We start from the raw sequence: 16,696 nt of genomic DNA, 5'->3' as shown, positions 1-16,696 counted from the left end.
CATTACCTTTCCTGATACGGTAAGATGAAAGAAAGCTGCCGGGAAGGGGATGAGTGTATGCTGAAGCACCCGGGTATTGCAGCCGTTCTAAGTTTTTTCTGGACTGGTGTCGGACAAATTTATAACGGACAAATTCTCAAAGGGATTTTGCTTATCATTTTACAAGCAATTAATGGTTTATTAATGTTCGTTCTGATCGGTTTTATTACGTACCCGATTGTTTGGATTTGGGGAATGTATGATGCTTATAAAACTGCAGAACGTATGAATCGAAACCAATCTCAGACGTATTACTAATAAAAATGTCCTTGCCTAATATGGCAAGGACATTTTTATTAGTTTAACTTCCACGTACTATAGTTCAATGTCAGCGCGAACAATACCCAAGCGATATAAGGAAGCATTAGCACACCGGCCGTTTGATCTATTTTGTTGAACTCGTAAGCCGTTAAAGCTATGGCACCAAGGAGAATGGTCATTTCGATAAGTGCTGTTCCTCGTAAATTCCACTTGAAAAACAAAAAAGACCATAAGAAGTTTAAGCCTAGTTGAATATCGTATAACGTTGTAGCATCTTTTGATTCTAGACGTTGCTTCTCTTCCACTCTGTATTTAGCGATTCCCATCATCGTATATAAAGTAGTCCAAGCGATTGGGAAAATGGAGCCTGGCGGAGAAAATGAAGGCTTTTCCAATTGAGCATATTGGTCTTGAGTATTACGATTCGCTAGATATCCAATAATTGAGCCACCAACAACAGGAAGTAATACGTTACGCGTAAGCTTCTTCCAGTTCACTACACCGTTTACTTTAAGTAATTCCAAGATAAAACCTCCTTTTCAGAAGTTTTCCCTAACTACTTCAAACTAAACAGATTTTACATAGTTGCATCATACATCATCTCACCAGCAACAATAGTTTTAACTACCGGAATTTCAGGGATATGATCTACAGCAACTGCAAATATATCTTCTGCCAGAACAGTGAAGTCTGCATCAAACCCAATCGCGAGTCGACCACGCACATGTTCTTTTCCAATAGTGGCTGCTGCTCCTGATGTATATAATTGTACCGCTTCATAGCGGCTCAGTTTTTCATCGGGTAAGTATCCTTCATGTGATTCTGTAGGCAGTCGTCTTGTGATGGCAGAGTGAATACCAAGCAAAGGATTAGGATCTTCAATAGGGGCATCAGAGCCACCGCCGCAAATAAATCCTTTAGCAATTAGTTTTTTCCATGCATATGCCCAATCCATTCGATCAGCACCGAGCCGTTCTTCAACCCATGGGAAATCTGAAGGGACAAAAGTAGGTTGAATGTCTAATACGATCGGCAAGGCAGCCATGCGCTCTACTAAATCTTCTCGTAATAGAGTCACATGAATGAAACGATCTTTCTTTCCGCTAGGTACAGGATATTTCTCGATTACATCCAATGCTTTCTCAGCAGCCAAATCTCCAATCATATGAATGGCGACTGCTTCTCCATAGCGACGAGCCGTTCTAACGTAGCAATCTAATTCTTCCTCTGTTAGGACTGAGGTACCTACATTTTCCGCATCATCGGCATAAGGTTTACTGAGCCAAGCGGTACTGCCTCCAAATGCTCCATCCATAAAAATTTTCATCTCGCCCGGTTCTACCCAAGGTTCATTATATGTAGCCTGATCTTTGAAAAGTTGTTCAAAAACACTGAAATGACGTAATAAATGAGTACGAAATTTACGCTTTTTACCCAGCACCTGATTGAACGCAGTAAGTGGTGTACTATAATGACCGTAATAACCTAAATCATCTGTCACGACGCCGGTTAAACCGACGGACAGCAAATGATCCACTGAAGTTTCTAAAGCTTTTTTCACATATGCGATAGTAGGTTCGGGCAATAATTCTTGTACCCTATGCATAGCTCCTTCTTTAAGTAATCCCGTTGGCTCTCCATATTCATCACGTTCTATGACACCGTCTTCTGGGTCAGGTGTATCTTTTGTAATGCCGGCTAATTCTAAAGCTTTCGAGTTAACGACTGCCGCATGCCAGCATGTACGCTTTAATAACATAGGTGAAGTTGTAATCTTGTCCAGATCATAGCGGGTTAAGATTTTTTTGTCTGAGAAGTTATTCTCATCCCATCCATCTCCCGTAAACCATTCACCTTCAGGAAAGTCTCTATATGCATCCGCCAGCAAATCGATTAATTCCTCTGAAGAAGTGGCGTATGATAAGTCTACTTTACGCAATTTTTCTCCTTGCCCAATAATGTGCATATGATTATCGATAAATCCGGGATAGACAAAAGCACCATGCAAATCAATCGATTGTTGGGCTTGGTCTTTCAAATCTTCATAGGAACCGATTGCTGTAATTTTTCCCTGTTCTGTAATTAAGGCATCTGCTGTCTGCCCTTCGCGTTGAAGCGTGTAAAATACTCCGTTATGCCAAAGTGTCTTCAAATCGATTCCTCCTTACTATGTACTCTATCTATAATAAACGGATTGATAGGAATGAACAACAGAACAAGTATAGCAGATGAAGGAAAATTCAATAAAACATATAACGAAAAGTACTTTCATACCGTTAAAAATGAAATTAGTAGAATGTGTGCGCAATGATGCCTAATATAAGCAAGTGAAATACTTGATCAGCCACAATAATTAGCCAATTACCAGTTGGCTGTGTGACGCTCATAAATGTTTTTGCCCACCAAACTACAAAGACCCGTTTATCTAAAATAACATGACTAAAGAACAGGATTCCAACAGCGAAAGGGGATAGAGAAAAGCCGCCTATGAGAATGGCTATGCTTACAGTTGCGGTATAAATGATGCAATGTATCAATAAAGGAATCCATTGTTTCGCTTTATTCATTGCCATCCAGGAGCTCTGAAATAAAAAGTCTCCTACTAGATGACCTAGCAGTAAATAAGTAAATAGATCCATTAAATGAGCCTCCAAAATAATAGTTACGTCTTAGTAACTACTTTTTATACATGTATCATGATAATATTAACATATATTAAAATGATTTATACTTTATATGGGGGGGCACTGCTTATGCCATATTCATCAATTGCTTCATCCATGAACATCCGCGCGACGAATGATTCCGACCGATTGCTCGGTGTCATTTTTGAATATATGACGAAAATAACAGTCGAAACAGATATAAAGAAGATGGTTATGAATTTAGCGGACCTCGGTAAAGAATTAGTATATGCCGATCGTTGTTCTGTTTGGTTACATAATCCAGAGGAACGCTCTCTGTGGACTGTAGGAGGACACGGTGTGCAAAAGATCAGTATACCTGAAGATAGTGGATTTGCAGGGCATACAGTCCAAACAGGAGCTGAGCTGAATATTCAAGACGCTTATAAAGATGAGCGATTTAATCCGACAGTAGATAAAGAAACCGGGTATCGAACGGTTTCAGTTTTATGTATTCCTTTTCATAACGCAGAAGGGAAAATTATCGGTGCCTTTCAAGCGATTAATAAATTGGGTGGAAATAAACAGTTTACTGCACATGATTTAGACGTGCTAAAAATCGCTTCTAATTTTACAGGAAAATCATTGGAAGCTTTTATTCTACGGAACGAACTAGTAGAAACACAGAAGGAAATTATTGTGACGATGGGGGAAATCGGGGAAAGCCGGTCACAAGAAACGGGTTTTCACGTAAAGCGCGTAGCAAAATACTCTTTCCTTCTCGCCTGCTTATTAGGAATACCTGAAAGTGAGGCATTAAAGTTTAAATACGCATCGCCCATGCATGATATCGGGAAAGTAGCTATACCGGACAGCATTTTATTGAAACCTGGAAAGTTAACAGAGGAAGAATTCAATCTGATGAAACAACATACAACGATAGGTCATAATGTCTTTAAAAAGTCGAACCGAGAATTATTGCAAATTGCAGCAATTATCGCTAATGAGCATCATGAACGCTGGGATGGAAAAGGATATCCTGCAGGTAAAAAAGGTGAAGATATTCATATTTATGGACGTATTACAGCGGTTGCAGACGTCTTTGATGCACTTGGGAGTGATCGTGTATATAAAAAAGCATGGCCGCTTGAAAAAATTACTTCTTATATGACCGATGAGCGTGGAAAACAATTTGATCCACGACTGGTTGATTTATTTTTAGAAAATCTTGATCAATTTATCTCCATACGTGACGAGTTTGTAGATGGAAGTGATGAGTAAGATGAAAAATATGCTCAACTTTCGTGAAGAACGAGTGATTAATCTGCCACCTGAAGCACTATGGGATTTGCTGGCTGATACCGATCAACTAAATGAATATGCAGGTATTTTTCCAGTAAATTTTGATCAATTTACTGAAGAAAACAATGAAATCATTCGTCGAGCAGATGCTACTGCAATAGGTATCTTGTCTGTAAAGTGGAAAGAGCATGTATTTGAGTGGGTTCGCTATGCATATTACACAATTGAGCGGGAGTATATCGAGGGTCCTTTAGTATCTGCTTTATGGACAGTTCGTCTGGAACCATTATCAGATGGAAAGACTCGATTATTGTTGAATGGAGATTTTATCTGTCGCCATATCGTTGGTAAAATCGCTTTAGTAACAGTAATCTATCCGCAGTTACGCAATATGCTTACGTATGCGACTGAGTACGAAAAAAATGAGGGCAAAAAGAGACCGAGCCGTGTGAAAATGGTAGTAATAGAGGAGGCGCGTTTAGAGCAAGTGCTCACTTTACTCGAAGACTCTTTTTCAAATAAGAAAATGGTTCGGGCATTAGCGAATACAGTGCGGTATGGATCGGATGAGGAAGTGCTTGAAATGCAGCCTTACCGGTGGGCAGCTGCATATCACTTCGATCGCTTTGAATCAGTGGAATTATTCTTATTGGCAAATGCAGTGGGATTATTAGATTATGATTGGAACTTAATGTGTCCGAATTGTCGCGTGCCTAAAGGAAAAGCTTCCATCCTGAAACAAATGACGAGTACAGTACATTGTGAACTGTGTGGAGTGGACTACGACTTAGACTTTGACCGGTACGTTGAAATGAGGTTCCATGTCAACGCAGCAATAAGACAAACGACGAAAGAAGTTTTTTGTATTAATGGACCTGTCAAGTCGCCGCATATACTTGGGCAATTTAGAGTGGCACCTAATAGTACGAAACGAATCAATTGGCTACTAGTAGAAGAACTGTTTAGATGCCGTACCTTACAATCCAATCATCTATTGGAAATTACGGATATAATTTGCGATGAAGCAGAGATTCGCTATACAGATGATGGGTTTGTTCAATCAGCTGTGGCACAAGCTAAACATTATGAGTTGATCAATGAAACTGATAAAGAAATCGTAATCGTTATGGAAAAGAAAGAATGGGATTCGTATGCGCTCACTGCTAGAGAAGTTACGTCGCTTCAGCTGTTTCGTGATTTATTAGGCACTGAAGTATTGGCGCCAGGTTTGCAAATTGGTGTGGGGAATATGGCAATTATGTTTACAGATCTGAAGGATTCTACAAAATTATACGAACAAATCGGAGACGCCAAAGCATACTCAGATGTGCAAAAGCATTTCGATTATATTATGATGCACATAAAAAAGCATAAGGGAACAGTCGTTAAAACGATTGGAGATTCTGTAATGGGTGCTTTTACTAGCGAGAACGAAGCGTTTAAAGCGAGTGTTGCGATTCAACGTAATTTACATACACTAAATGAAAATTTATCACAACCTGTCCAAGTGAAAGTAGGTTTTTACGTAGGTTCAGTTATTGCGGTCAATGCGAATGAACTACTTGATTACTTTGGAAGGACAGTCAATAAAGCGGCTCGTATTCAACAGCAAAGTATAGGCAACGATATTGTGATAGACCAAGCAACGTATGAGCGGCTAGTAAAAGAACTACCAGAAATCGCTACTATGCAAAATAAAGTATTTACCGCATCTTTGAACGGTTTTGAAAACGACAGTAAGCTGGTGCAGTTTACAAATATATAGAATCAAAATACAGGCTTTATAAAACAATAATGTAAAGACAAGGGTTTTGATTAACTATAATATGTATGATTCATTCAGTGACGTAAAAGCGGGTTAGACGGAATGATCGTTTTTGAAAGTTGAATGCGGCAGATTTTTTTAGAAACTATGAAGGTTCCGATTCACTAAATGAAAAGAAATCATTTTTTAGGCGATTCACTGCTATTCATTAGCAACTTCTCGAACTCCTTTACATATAGTGGGTGGTAAAGGAGCGGATCAATTGATAGAACATCGCGTACTACAAGTGGATGGGCAAGAATTTCAAGCAGTAACAGTAAAACTGCCGAAGACCACATTGCTTACTATTTCGAATGACAAAGGCTATATCATGTGCGGTGCGCTGGATGTGGGATTACTAAATAATGTGTTAGCGGATCGAAAAATAGTAGCCGGTCGGGCAATTGGCGTGAAAACGATTGAACAGTTACTGGCAGCCCCATTGGAATCTGTGACGCTTGAAGCGGAAAGAGTGGGAATCCATGTTGGTATGATAGGTTCAGATGCGTTGTTGAAAATGACGTGAAAGAAGCTTTTCGAAAAGTCTTTGTGTTATTTACCGGTTGACATATGAATTCTACAGGTGATTTGTTTTAAATAAAAAGCCATCACAGAAAATCAGGTATTACTGATTTTCGGGATGGCTCTTTTTATGTCGTTCATTCTTTTTCAAACTTTTCTTCACTAGAAGAACGATTCTTCGTTTCCCGGTGATGTCTTTCTTCTTCTGCCTCCATCTTAACATCCTCTAAAGGAATGGCATCTACTGTCTGCATATCTTCATGCATATCATAAATACTTTCTTTATCAGTCTTTAGGTTTTCAGGATTGTCCATATAGCCGCCTTTTGCATCTTCTCGGTCTTTTTCAGTATACACTTTTTTCTTTTCATCCATTTATATCTGCTCCTTTACTATAATCTTTGATTAATCTAAAAATCTGCCAAGTAATCCTTTATTTGGTTTAGGGGGTTGTTTATGTGTACGGTCACCACGCATCGGTGTTTCATTAAACTCATCGAATTGGCGGGATAGTTTTTCACGTGATTCCTTGTTCCGCATTAAATAAGCTGCGCCTAATCCAATCGCCGTCAAAGCCATTCTTTTCTTCATGAAATTTCCTCCTCGTCCATCGTGCTTAGTTGATGTTTTCCCGATTTTGTTGGAAATAAACAAATGATTAGAAGATCGATCATAGAAGAAGAGGACAACCTTCCATCAGAAACTCCTGACAGCTGGTCGTCCTCTTCTTTTACATTTAGTTGCGGAAAATTTTATGTTGCGAACTACACCATACTGACGATAAATTGTACGCTCGTCGTATGCGTCTTACACTGCCCGAACTGCTATGTGAGCAGGTACTTCAATTGCACTTACACAAAAAGCTTTCTTCGCATTACTTGGTAAACCTGTCTTACGCTGGAACCTTAAAACAGATTCCCTAACCGAGTGTACCTATGTTGCCAGTAAAGAAAATTTTCCGCCAAGGCTGTGCATCTCATCCAGACCTGTCAGATCAACTGCTAAACCCGATCTGCTGGTTTCCTTCCATTCGCCTTGTACTGTAAGTATACCCCGCTAATCTATTGTTAAACATAATTTTAAAAATAAATTTAAAAAATGCAGAAAGATTTTTCTTGCTCGCGGTACTGGCAGGAATGATCTATAATAGAGGACTGAGGTGAGAGCTTTGAACAATGAACGAATAGGGAAAAGCCCGGGAAACCTTTTTGCCGGAAATTCCTATCATGAAAAGAAAACGAATCGATGAACACTATAAAAAATAAAAAAATGATTGCCTGTAATCTTGAAATTACGAACAATGCCCGCAAAGGTGTAGAACAGTGGTTTTTAAATGAACAGGCTTTTGTTACATCTGAATCTGCATTTGATCTATATATTGAGAAAAAACCGGCCAATCGTCAAGGAAATCAATCCTACGCTCTATTCTTTGATCCGGTGACAAATAAAAGATTTGCAAAAGAAGTGCAACAACGCGTGGCTGTGATGGAATGTGTAGTAAAGCCGGATGGTCTAGTGGCGACTGGATTTCATGTAAGAGGAACGAAAGAACCTGTACAAACGAATCGACGGCTTCACGTAATAATGAAGTTTCGGTTGAATCGGGCAGGTGTCGCACTACCGATAGAGTTTTACACGGAACTGCGTGACCTGCCGATTGCTGAGGAACGTTCGGAATATGTGAAAAAGAGGATAGAAAGTTGGGAAGGCTATCTTCAAATTCAAGAGAAGAATGCGGATGTAGAAGATATTACTTGTATGTTTTCAAATGCAAGTTTCAGCAGTGACTTTACAAAATTGTATATGCAGTGTAATGACTTACATACGAAAAATTGGAAACAACTGCGTGGATTCAGTGTGAAGGTGCTAGAACTTTCAACAGAAATCGGACAAGTAATCGAAGCACAAAAGCCAAAGAAAACCATTGTAATCGAACTTAATCAACAGTTTCAAAAACGAGCGAGAGTAGAGAATTGGTTACCTGCCACCAACAAAAAAATCGTGCTCACCAATTTTGCAGAATTGAGTCAAATTAGAAGATTGCGCAGAGGTTTTAAAGATTTAGAAGATGGTTTGGCTGCTAACGCTAATCTAGAAAAGGTATTATTCGAAGAACGTCCAGTCGTGCAAATAAACAATAAAGAACCAGTTTTGGAGTATCATAATAACTTAAATGAATTTCAACAAGAAGCGGTAGCAGGTGCGATGAAAGCTCATGATCTTTATGTCATTCAAGGCCCGCCAGGTACGGGGAAAACAACAGTAATATCTGAAATTTGCTATCAAAATGTTAAAGCGGGTTTACGGACACTCGTTGCTTCTCAATCGAATCTTGCAGTAGACAATGCACTGGGACGTTTACTGACAGACCCGGCTACTCGAATTTTACGGTATGGTCGATCAGAAAGTATTGAAGAAGAAGGCAAACGATTTATTGAAGAGAATGTGGCACTCCATTGGAGAGATGAAACGGTAGAAGCAGTCCAAACAACACGTTCAATGTACAAAGCAAAAGATGCGGAAATGTTGCAATTGGCGAAATCACTCGAGCAAAAGAAACAGCAGACGAGAGAACAAGAAAGACAATTAACAGAAAAACTACGTCATCAAAAGAACTTGGAATCGGAACTCCGAGATATAGAGAAAAAATACTCAATAGAACAATCGCTTTTAGATCAAGTAATAAAAAGATCTATGGATAAAAAAGAAGCCATTACCATCGCAAACAAACAGCTACAGACAGTAACAGAAGAAATGAGTACACTTCAAGAAGAATTGAATGAGTTAGCAACTGATAAAGTGAAAGAAAAGCTTAGTAACATGCAAGAGGAGTACCAACAACTAAAGAAAGAAGAAATGTATAGTGCATTACAAACAACCGTACAACAAACGGTTATGGATGCTGCGGATATAGCAAAGACGTTACGAGAATGGCTAGCGACAGAACAAACATTTCAAACAGCGAGACAGCAGATTCAATCCATCTCCAAAATAGGTGCTATGCAAGACGTATTGTCTGAACAACAAATTGACTTGCCGATCCATATTATTTTGCGGATTAACGAGTTGCAACGGGGAATAAAACTGATTGAATCAGGCGAATTCACGTATGAGTTTCAAGAATGGAAAGAACTGTTTGAAAGATTTCAAACGGCGATCGATAAAACAGAAATGCTACTACTGAGTCATAATTTTCCTGTAGCAACTATCGAAAAACGAACGACAGAAAACTTTAAAACTATTCAGGAAATGCACGAAATGATCGATCGGTTAGGTAGATTCTTGGTGAATCCTGAAACAAAAAAAGTATTGCAAATAAAAGGAGATAGTTCTCAAAAAAACGTCGTCTTGAGCAAAATCGCTAAAGGCATGTCGTTGTTTTATAGCAAAGAAGAAGAGGTACGAGAGAAAGGAGCCGCTATTTCTCAACGACAGATTCAATCAGTCAAACAATTATTTATAGAAATTAAAAATGAAGTATTACACTTCTTGAATAGCGAACAACAAGAAATAAAACTAGAAAAACACCGACTTCAACAACGTAGTACAGAATTGGAGAAACAGAAACAAACAGCCCAACGAGCAATAGACGATTGGCTTCAACAGCATGTCGCTCCGTTGGAACACAAAGAACCACAGCAAATAGCTGAACAGATCAACGTGTTGGAAGCTGTCATAGCAGAGTATAAGCAAAAAATTCAGCATAGTACGCAACTTACTTTATCAATAGAAAGTACCCAACTGAAAATCACTTCTACTGTTCAATTAGAAAAATCTCAACAACAACAACTGCTCGTCATTGAGCAAGAACAAAGGCAAATGGTGGAGCAATGCGAGCAACTAAAGACACGAATCGAAGAGATAAAAAGTCAGTTAGATCACACGATTGAGAGCCAATTGTCTCATCTGGAGAAAGTGTACAACGTGACGAACGCTCAATTGTCAGAGCTCAACAAAGAGCTTGAACAATTACCAGTACTTCAAGACCTTCAAGCCCAATGGGAACAACTTTTGCATGAAGCAAATGAGTATGATTTGGATGAAATCCGCAAACTATATGTGGAGCATGCCAATGTGATCGGTACGACTTGTGTAGCGTCAGCTTCAAAAAAGTTCATGGATGAGTATCCTGTGTTTGATGTAGTAATCATTGATGAAGTATCAAAAGCAACCCCTCCTGAACTACTTTTACCTATGCTTAAAGGTAAAAAAGTCATTCTCGTAGGTGATCATCATCAATTGCCGCCGCTTGTCGGTCAAGAAACGATGGATGAGCTAGTAGATCAACAAAAAGACCCTGAAGTTCAACGAGAAATGAAGAAATTATTGAATGAGTCATTATTTGAAAGATTGTTTCGAACGCTGCCTAAGCAAAACAAAACGATGCTCAGTATTCAATACCGCATGCATGAAAAAATTATGGCGACGATTGCACCGTTTTACAAAGAAGGCAACTATCAATTGCAATGTGGTTTGCCGGACTCAAATACTATGCGTGATCATCTACTCGAGACTTTCACTTTTGGACGAACAGATCACCTAGTATGGTTGGATACGCCAAACACACGACCATTTTATGAAGATCAAGTGACAGGTGGAACGAGCCGCTATAACGAAGCAGAGCTAAAAATTATAGAACGAACATTGAAAGAGCTAGAAGAAGCGACTGAACAAGCGAAAGTCGATGGACGCATGAACGAAGAAGATAAGAAAAGTGTAGGTATTATTAGTTTTTATGGGGAACAAGTAAAAAGAATTGATCGTTTACTACAAAACGAGCTCAAACCTAAACATTTACATTGCCGCACAGGGTCGGTTGATAAGTTCCAGGGAATGGAAATGGATGTTATTATTTTAAGTTTTGTTAGAAATCATGGGGAGGCTGGCGGAGAAATTGGTTTTGCCAAAGACTACAGAAGATTAAATGTAGCGTTATCTCGGGCACGTGAATTACTCATTATAGTAGGTAGTTCCGAAATGTTCACTAGTAGAACTAAGAACGCATCTACACGCACAATGTATCGTCAACTGAAAGCAGTAGTGAAATCTCAAAATGGTTTGAAAATGCAGTAAGTAAAGGAAGGTATATATGGATTCTCTTCAGAAAAAGCTACAACGAGAGATTCAACAGCAAGCGGATATACAAATTCAGCAATCAGATAGTTGGGGGTTGCCTATTGAAATAGTGAGCATACCTTACACGACAATCAAGCGAACGACTATGGATATTTTGATGAAGATGATTTTAGTGACAGTACAGAAATTAGAAGTTTCTAAACCACAGATGATCGCAGACTTTTTAGCTGTGGAACCTTTATTTGTAGAAGATTTAGTTAGGCGAATGGAAAACGCTCAACTAGTAGAACAAAGAAAACAAATCTATCGTCTGACAAAAAAAGGGGTTCGACAACTGCAAGCAGGAGTCTATGAACATCCCCCAGAGAAGAAGATGAAGAAACTTTTCTATAGTCCGTTTCATAATAAATTATTGAGTGGAATACAAGAGGATGTCCAAGAGAAGAAGATCAAGAAGTTCCGATTAATTACGAAACATAGAAATGGTGCAGAAAGGTTAGCTCACGAGCATTTACGCACGGCACTTTTGCTGGCGGGTGCAGAAGAAGCGGAAGGACCTTTGCAAATAGTTATAGAAAAGATTGAAGTCCCTGTTACGTTAGAAACTCAGCTCGTTCCTTGTGTTGAATTTTATGTTTATAATCGTGCAGAAGATCGTTATTATACTCGGGTTTGGAATACATTGACTGAACAATGGGATGAACGATTGGAGAACGTAATTGATGAGCTGGATCCATTAAAAAAAATAACGTGAAACTTCAACGACTATAGATAAATATCACACCTGTTCATTAACCATATTATGTATAGTTCATTCATTTTAAAGCTAGGTAGACGATAGAACTAAGTGAGCGACTTTGACTGGCTGGAATACAGTGACGCTGACTTGAAGTGTCTTGCGGCTTGCGCTTCCAAACAATACGCTTTCCTGAGGGGACACGCGGCGAACCGAGTCCGCCGCGCCCCTCAGGAAAGTGTCCGGTTCTGTAAGGAGAATCCTCAACGATACACTCATTATACCAATATTTGTAAAAGGGAATTCGTTTCCAAATGACCATTCCATTCTTTGTATAATCAGTAAACTCGTTTTTTACTATCTATTCATTCGGATAAAGTAAACAGCTTATCGCTTTTTAGATGGTTTTCGTAACTCCGCTAATTCTTTGGCCATTTCCTCTTTCATATCTTTCGCTGCGATTTTTTGATTCTTTGGTGTTTGCGGTAAAGACTTCGAATTATTACTCCCTGTTTTATTGTCGTCGCGTCCCATAGTTCCACCCCTTTCTAACAGAAACTTCACGTTAGTTTGGTCGTCGGTGTAATAATTATACTTGGCAAATCCATCATCAAACAATCTGTCACTAGTGACAGATTGTTTAGTGCGTAGTGAATTGGGAATATAAGCACTAAGCCTACTGACAAGTTAGCAAAATTATTATATTAGGAGGAAGACTATATATGAATTCCCAAAAAAAGTCCGAAATGAACGATGCGAAAATGACATTAGAAGAAGCAGGACGAAAAGGTGGTCAAGCCACTGCAAAAAAACATAATAGAGAATTTTACGAACAAATTGGGCGCAAAGGAGGAAAAGCGACAGCTCAAAAACATAGCAGTGAATTTTATAGAGAAATTGGACGCAAAGGAGGACGCGCCACTTCAGAAAAACATGATAAAGAATTTTACGAAGCGATTGGACGTAAAGGTGGAGAAGCCCGTGCAAGTCAGCAACTAGAACAGCAGGACTCTGAGTAATGGTTTCCAGATTCTCTTTCGCGTGTAAATCAACAAATAAAATTCCTCTTGTTTCTACCGAAGTAGTACAGTATAACTGTAGATAGTAGAAATGAAAGGAAGTAGGTGAGACTGTGGAACAAAAGAAAGAGCAATGGTCGTCAAAACTTGGATTTATTATGTCGTCTGCAGGTGCGGCGATCGGTCTTGGAGCGATTTGGAAGTTTCCTTATGTAACAGGAATGAGCGGTGGCGGTGCATTTTTTCTGTTATTCGTAGTATTTACGATTTTAATCGGTTTGCCTATGTTGATTTCCGAATTCATCATCGGTCGTGGTGCGGGGAAGGAAGCGGTCAGTGCCTATAAAAAGCTAGCTCCTGCAAGTGCGTGGCCTTGGATTGGCAGGTTAGGTGTGGCAGGCTGTTTCCTGTTGCTTTCCTTTTACAGTGTTGTCGGCGGGTGGGTGTTCGTTTATAGCGGTTTGTCTGTGCAAGGGAAAATCATTAGTGAAGGAGCATCTTACTCTGAGCAATTTGGTTCTATCGTCGGTTCACCTAGCACGACATTGATTGGCTTGTTATTGTTTACTATTATTAACGTTTTGGTCATTTCATCAGGTGTCCAAAATGGAATTGAAAAAGCGAACAAATATATGATGCCCTTACTATTTATCTTTTTTATCATTTTAGTTGTGCGTTCGCTTACTCTGACAGGCGCGATGGAAGGTGTATCATTTTTCTTGAAACCTGATTTTTCAAGTATTACTAAAGAATCCATTCTGTATGCGTTAGGTCAATCATTTTTCTCACTAGCAGTAGGGTTTTCCTGCATGGTAACGTACAGTTCCTATTTGAAAAAAGATGTTAGTCTTACATCGTCCGCGACTTCTGTCGTTGGAATGAACTTGTTCGTTTCATTGCTGGCAGGTTTAGCGATTTTTCCTGCAGTTTTTGCGTTTGGACAAGAACCGGCTGCGGGTCCAGAATTATTGTTCATGGTATTGCCTTCTGTATTTTCACAGCTACCATTTGGACAAGTGTTTTTGGCATTGTTCCTCATCCTGTTCTTATTCGCCACGTTAACTTCCTCTTTCAGTCTTTATGAAATAATCGTAGCTGCTTTAACGGCAAGCGGAAAACGTTCACGAAAGACTGTTACATGGATCATCGGGGCAGTCGTGTTTTTAGCAGCGATACCATCTGCGCTTTCATCAAGTACATTGGCAGGCTTTACAATATTTGATAAAAGTGTATTTGATGCGACAGACTTCTTAGTAAGTAATATTTTACTTCCTCTTGGCTGTTTGATGATCTCCATATTTATTATTCGCAAAATGGATCAAGTGCTAGTGCGCGAGGAATTTACACTAATGAGTCCGCAAGCAAACAGTTTTTATCCATTATGGCATTTGCTAATGAAGTGGATCGTTCCTTTAACGATTATTATCGTATTTTTAAATACATTAGGTATCGTTCAATAAGAAAAAGACTCTCATACGTGGGAGTCTTTTTTATTTAATAGTGGATATACGTTGATTTGACATCTAAGTAATTTCATTATATAATACCTATTAAACATGTTGGAATAATATATTATGAGGAAGTGAATGACCATGCAAAAACATTTAACAATTCGTTCGGGAGAAAATAACTTATCAGGTGTACTGCATCTTCCAGAGTTTACAAAAAATAAAATACCATTAATCATATTTATTCACGGATTCGTAGGGAGCAAAGTAGGGGAACATCGACTGTTTGTGAAGGCAGCACGCTATTTTACTGAACGTGGATATGGAGTATTCCGTTTTGACTTTAGTGGATGTGGAGAAAGTGACGGAGATTACGGGGATGTCACAGTAACAAACCAGTTAAATGAAGTACAAGATGTAATTCAATACTTACAACATATTCAAGGGATTGATCAAGACCGCGTTACTGTGATAGGACACAGTTTAGGAGGAGCGATCGCGTCGTTAACTGCAGCTAAGGATCCGAGAGTAAAGCAACTTCTATTATGGTCACCAGTAGGTACACCTTATGAAGACATAACAGGAATTTTAGGACCAAAAGCTGTTCGTAAAATTTCTAAAGAAGGACGATATGATTATTTAGGATTTATGATTACTCAGTCATTTCTCCAAGATTTAAAAAAATACCAGCCTCTTCACGCTATTCGTTCTTACGCTGGACCGGTACATATAATTCATGCGAAAGCAGATGAACAAATACCGAAAGAACATGCGGGGCGCTATAGAAACTCGCTTAATAAAAGAAATCATTCGGAATTAGTGAATGTGGAATATATTGAAAAAGCAGATCATACATTTTCGGGGTATTCATTTGAAGCGGAATTGTTTGAAAAGAGTATCACATGGATAGAAAGGGACGTGACAAGCCAACTAGCATTGCAGCGGTAATCAATAAGTAAAAAAGTGGGTTGCATAATCTGTTTCCGCAGATCGTGCAACCCTAAATTGGAATGTAGGATAAAACTGGAAATAAAAAGAGAAAGAAAATTAACCTATCACTGTTTTGCTTGCAAGAAACGTTCATTGACAACGTCCCAGTCTACAGTATGCCACCAGTTTTGAACGAACTCTGGACGACGGTTTTGGTAGCCTAAGTAATAGGCATGTTCCCAAACGTCAATGACAAGCAAAGGTGTCTTATCATCTTTCAACGGTGTGTCTTGATTTGGTGTACTCATAACAGATAACTCGCCATTATCTAATACGAGCCAACCGTATCCACTACCAAATCGGCTGATTGCAGCTTTGGATAATGTATCTTGGAAATTATCGAAAGAAGTAAAGTACTTGTCGATTTCCCGTTTAATATCCGCTGTAGGTTCACCTTTACTTTTAGGTGTCATAGACTCCCAGAATAAGCTATGGCAGTAATGACCGCCACCATTATTTTGAATGGCTGTTCGAATCTCTTCAGGAACTTTACTTAGATCAGTCAGTAGGGCTTCAAGAGATTGAGAATGTAGCTCCGCATAGTTTTCAAGTGCGGCATTCAAGTTATTGACATACGTCTGATGGTGCTTGCCATGATGAATCTCCAGTGTTCCGGCATCGATGTAAGGCTCAAGACCGTCCACTGCATAAGGCAAATCAGGAAGAACAAATGGCTTCAAATTTTCACCTCCAAAGAAACGACTGGAAAACTTTAATGTTTCCTTAAGGAAATAATGTTTCCTTAGACCAACTTTAATAAATAAACGATGTGAAATCAACTATTTTAATAAAGAATTTTCAAAATGAGTCAAAAGAACCGGAAATATTATATGTTATTTTCTTCTTAACGAGTTAGCTAGTTTACGTTATTTCTCA

16 protein-coding genes are annotated in these 16,696 nt (G+C 38.9%); 9 read left to right on the top strand and 7 right to left on the bottom strand.

Going from position 1 to position 16,696, the window contains the following annotated elements; translation table 11 throughout:
• Positions 1-57 precede the first annotated feature (57 nt).
• Positions 58-297, top strand: coding sequence for a hypothetical protein (locus DV702_RS09850; protein ID WP_114924598.1), 240 nt, complete (start codon positions 58-60; stop codon positions 295-297).
• 38 nt (positions 298-335) lie between these two features.
• Here DV702_RS09850 and DV702_RS09845 read toward each other — a convergent pair whose 3' ends face one another.
• The 3 genes from DV702_RS09845 to DV702_RS09835 form a co-directional block, all read right to left on the bottom strand.
• Positions 336-824 carry a TspO/MBR family protein gene (locus tag DV702_RS09845; protein ID WP_114924597.1) on the bottom strand — a complete coding sequence of 163 codons (489 nt, stop codon included), beginning with the start codon at positions 822-824 and terminating at the stop codon, positions 336-338.
• A gap of 53 nt (positions 825-877) precedes the next feature.
• Positions 878-2,452 carry an amidohydrolase gene (locus tag DV702_RS09840; RefSeq protein ID WP_114924596.1) on the bottom strand — a complete coding sequence of 525 codons (1,575 nt, stop codon included), beginning with the start codon at positions 2,450-2,452 and terminating at the stop codon, positions 878-880.
• Between the two features lie 136 nt (positions 2,453-2,588).
• Complete coding sequence (locus DV702_RS09835) at positions 2,589-2,939, bottom strand: DUF3307 domain-containing protein (RefSeq protein ID WP_114924595.1); 351 nt, start codon at positions 2,937-2,939, stop codon at positions 2,589-2,591.
• A 114-nt stretch (positions 2,940-3,053) separates the two neighbouring features.
• Between DV702_RS09835 and DV702_RS09830 the strand changes: the two genes are divergently transcribed.
• The 3 genes from DV702_RS09830 to DV702_RS09820 all read left to right on the top strand — a co-directional run bounded on the left by DV702_RS09830 (position 3,054) and on the right by DV702_RS09820 (position 6,556).
• Positions 3,054-4,205 carry an HD domain-containing phosphohydrolase gene (locus DV702_RS09830; RefSeq protein WP_205407165.1) on the top strand — a complete coding sequence of 384 codons (1,152 nt, stop codon included), beginning with the start codon at positions 3,054-3,056 and terminating at the stop codon, positions 4,203-4,205.
• Positions 4,198-5,991, top strand: coding sequence for an adenylate/guanylate cyclase domain-containing protein (locus DV702_RS09825; protein ID WP_162805772.1), 1,794 nt, complete (start codon positions 4,198-4,200; stop codon positions 5,989-5,991). Before DV702_RS09830 ends, DV702_RS09825 begins: the two co-directional genes overlap by 8 nt.
• A gap of 262 nt (positions 5,992-6,253) precedes the next feature.
• The gene (locus DV702_RS09820; RefSeq protein WP_114924593.1) at positions 6,254-6,556 is read left to right on the top strand and encodes a YunC family protein; all 303 of its coding nucleotides are present in this window, start codon (positions 6,254-6,256) and stop codon (positions 6,554-6,556) included.
• A gap of 133 nt (positions 6,557-6,689) precedes the next feature.
• Here the strand turns inward: DV702_RS09820 and DV702_RS09815 are convergent, their stop codons facing one another.
• Both DV702_RS09815 and DV702_RS09810 read right to left on the bottom strand, forming a co-directional pair.
• Positions 6,690-6,926 carry a hypothetical protein gene (locus tag DV702_RS09815; RefSeq protein ID WP_114924592.1) on the bottom strand — a complete coding sequence of 79 codons (237 nt, stop codon included), beginning with the start codon at positions 6,924-6,926 and terminating at the stop codon, positions 6,690-6,692.
• Between the two features lie 30 nt (positions 6,927-6,956).
• A complete protein-coding gene (locus tag DV702_RS09810) occupies positions 6,957-7,142 on the bottom strand; it encodes a hypothetical protein (RefSeq protein WP_114924591.1) in 186 nt (61 codons plus the stop codon).
• A 654-nt stretch (positions 7,143-7,796) separates the two neighbouring features.
• Here DV702_RS09810 and DV702_RS09805 point away from each other — a divergent pair.
• Both DV702_RS09805 and DV702_RS09800 read left to right on the top strand, forming a co-directional pair.
• The gene (locus DV702_RS09805) at positions 7,797-11,624 is read left to right on the top strand and encodes a DEAD/DEAH box helicase (protein WP_114924590.1); all 3,828 of its coding nucleotides are present in this window, start codon (positions 7,797-7,799) and stop codon (positions 11,622-11,624) included.
• Positions 11,625-11,640: 16 nt separating this feature from the next.
• Entirely contained in the window at positions 11,641-12,381 is a 741-nt protein-coding gene (locus DV702_RS09800; RefSeq protein WP_114924589.1) for a hypothetical protein, read from the top strand.
• A 369-nt stretch (positions 12,382-12,750) separates the two neighbouring features.
• Here DV702_RS09800 and DV702_RS17030 read toward each other — a convergent pair whose 3' ends face one another.
• Complete coding sequence (locus tag DV702_RS17030; protein WP_205407164.1) at positions 12,751-12,897, bottom strand: hypothetical protein; 147 nt, start codon at positions 12,895-12,897, stop codon at positions 12,751-12,753.
• A gap of 188 nt (positions 12,898-13,085) precedes the next feature.
• Here DV702_RS17030 and DV702_RS09795 point away from each other — a divergent pair, with 188 nt between their 5' ends.
• From DV702_RS09795 to DV702_RS09785, 3 genes are all read left to right on the top strand, one after another.
• A complete protein-coding gene (locus DV702_RS09795; RefSeq protein ID WP_305849673.1) occupies positions 13,086-13,382 on the top strand; it encodes a KGG domain-containing protein in 297 nt (98 codons plus the stop codon).
• A 113-nt stretch (positions 13,383-13,495) separates the two neighbouring features.
• Positions 13,496-14,842 carry a sodium-dependent transporter gene (locus tag DV702_RS09790; RefSeq protein WP_114924588.1) on the top strand — a complete coding sequence of 449 codons (1,347 nt, stop codon included), beginning with the start codon at positions 13,496-13,498 and terminating at the stop codon, positions 14,840-14,842.
• Between the two features lie 132 nt (positions 14,843-14,974).
• The gene (locus DV702_RS09785; protein WP_162805771.1) at positions 14,975-15,778 is read left to right on the top strand and encodes an alpha/beta hydrolase family protein; all 804 of its coding nucleotides are present in this window, start codon (positions 14,975-14,977) and stop codon (positions 15,776-15,778) included.
• Positions 15,779-15,885: 107 nt separating this feature from the next.
• Here DV702_RS09785 and DV702_RS09780 read toward each other — a convergent pair whose 3' ends face one another.
• Positions 15,886-16,500, bottom strand: a complete 615-nt coding sequence (locus tag DV702_RS09780) for a superoxide dismutase (RefSeq protein WP_114924586.1) — start codon at positions 16,498-16,500, stop codon at positions 15,886-15,888.
• Positions 16,501-16,696 lie beyond the last annotated feature (196 nt).

The organism is Sporosarcina sp. PTS2304 (genome assembly GCF_003351785.1).
Classification (GTDB): domain Bacteria; phylum Bacillota; class Bacilli; order Bacillales_A; family Planococcaceae; genus Sporosarcina.
Note: the sequence above shows the minus strand (reverse complement) of the source record. Positions and strands in the feature narration are given on the sequence as shown.

What these genes read in the sequence shown, in the direction of transcription:
- DV702_RS09850 (WP_114924598.1), top strand. Translation starts at nt 58, where the DNA reads ATGCTGAAGCACCCGGGTATTGCAGCCGTTCTAAGTTTTTTCTGGACT.
- DV702_RS09835 (WP_114924595.1), bottom strand. Translation starts at nt 2,939, where the DNA reads ATGGATCTATTTACTTATTTACTGCTAGGTCATCTAGTAGGAGACTTT.
- DV702_RS09830 (WP_205407165.1), top strand. Translation starts at nt 3,054, where the DNA reads ATGCCATATTCATCAATTGCTTCATCCATGAACATCCGCGCGACGAAT.
- DV702_RS09825 (WP_162805772.1), top strand. Translation starts at nt 4,198, where the DNA reads ATGAGTAAGATGAAAAATATGCTCAACTTTCGTGAAGAACGAGTGATT.
- DV702_RS09815 (WP_114924592.1), bottom strand. Translation starts at nt 6,926, where the DNA reads ATGGATGAAAAGAAAAAAGTGTATACTGAAAAAGACCGAGAAGATGCA.
- DV702_RS09810 (WP_114924591.1), bottom strand. Translation starts at nt 7,142, where the DNA reads ATGAAGAAAAGAATGGCTTTGACGGCGATTGGATTAGGCGCAGCTTAT.
- DV702_RS09805 (WP_114924590.1), top strand. Translation starts at nt 7,797, where the DNA reads ATGAACACTATAAAAAATAAAAAAATGATTGCCTGTAATCTTGAAATT.
- DV702_RS09800 (WP_114924589.1), top strand. Translation starts at nt 11,641, where the DNA reads ATGGATTCTCTTCAGAAAAAGCTACAACGAGAGATTCAACAGCAAGCG.
- DV702_RS17030 (WP_205407164.1), bottom strand. Translation starts at nt 12,897, where the DNA reads ATGGGACGCGACGACAATAAAACAGGGAGTAATAATTCGAAGTCTTTA.
- DV702_RS09795 (WP_305849673.1), top strand. Translation starts at nt 13,086, where the DNA reads ATGAATTCCCAAAAAAAGTCCGAAATGAACGATGCGAAAATGACATTA.
- DV702_RS09785 (WP_162805771.1), top strand. Translation starts at nt 14,975, where the DNA reads ATGCAAAAACATTTAACAATTCGTTCGGGAGAAAATAACTTATCAGGT.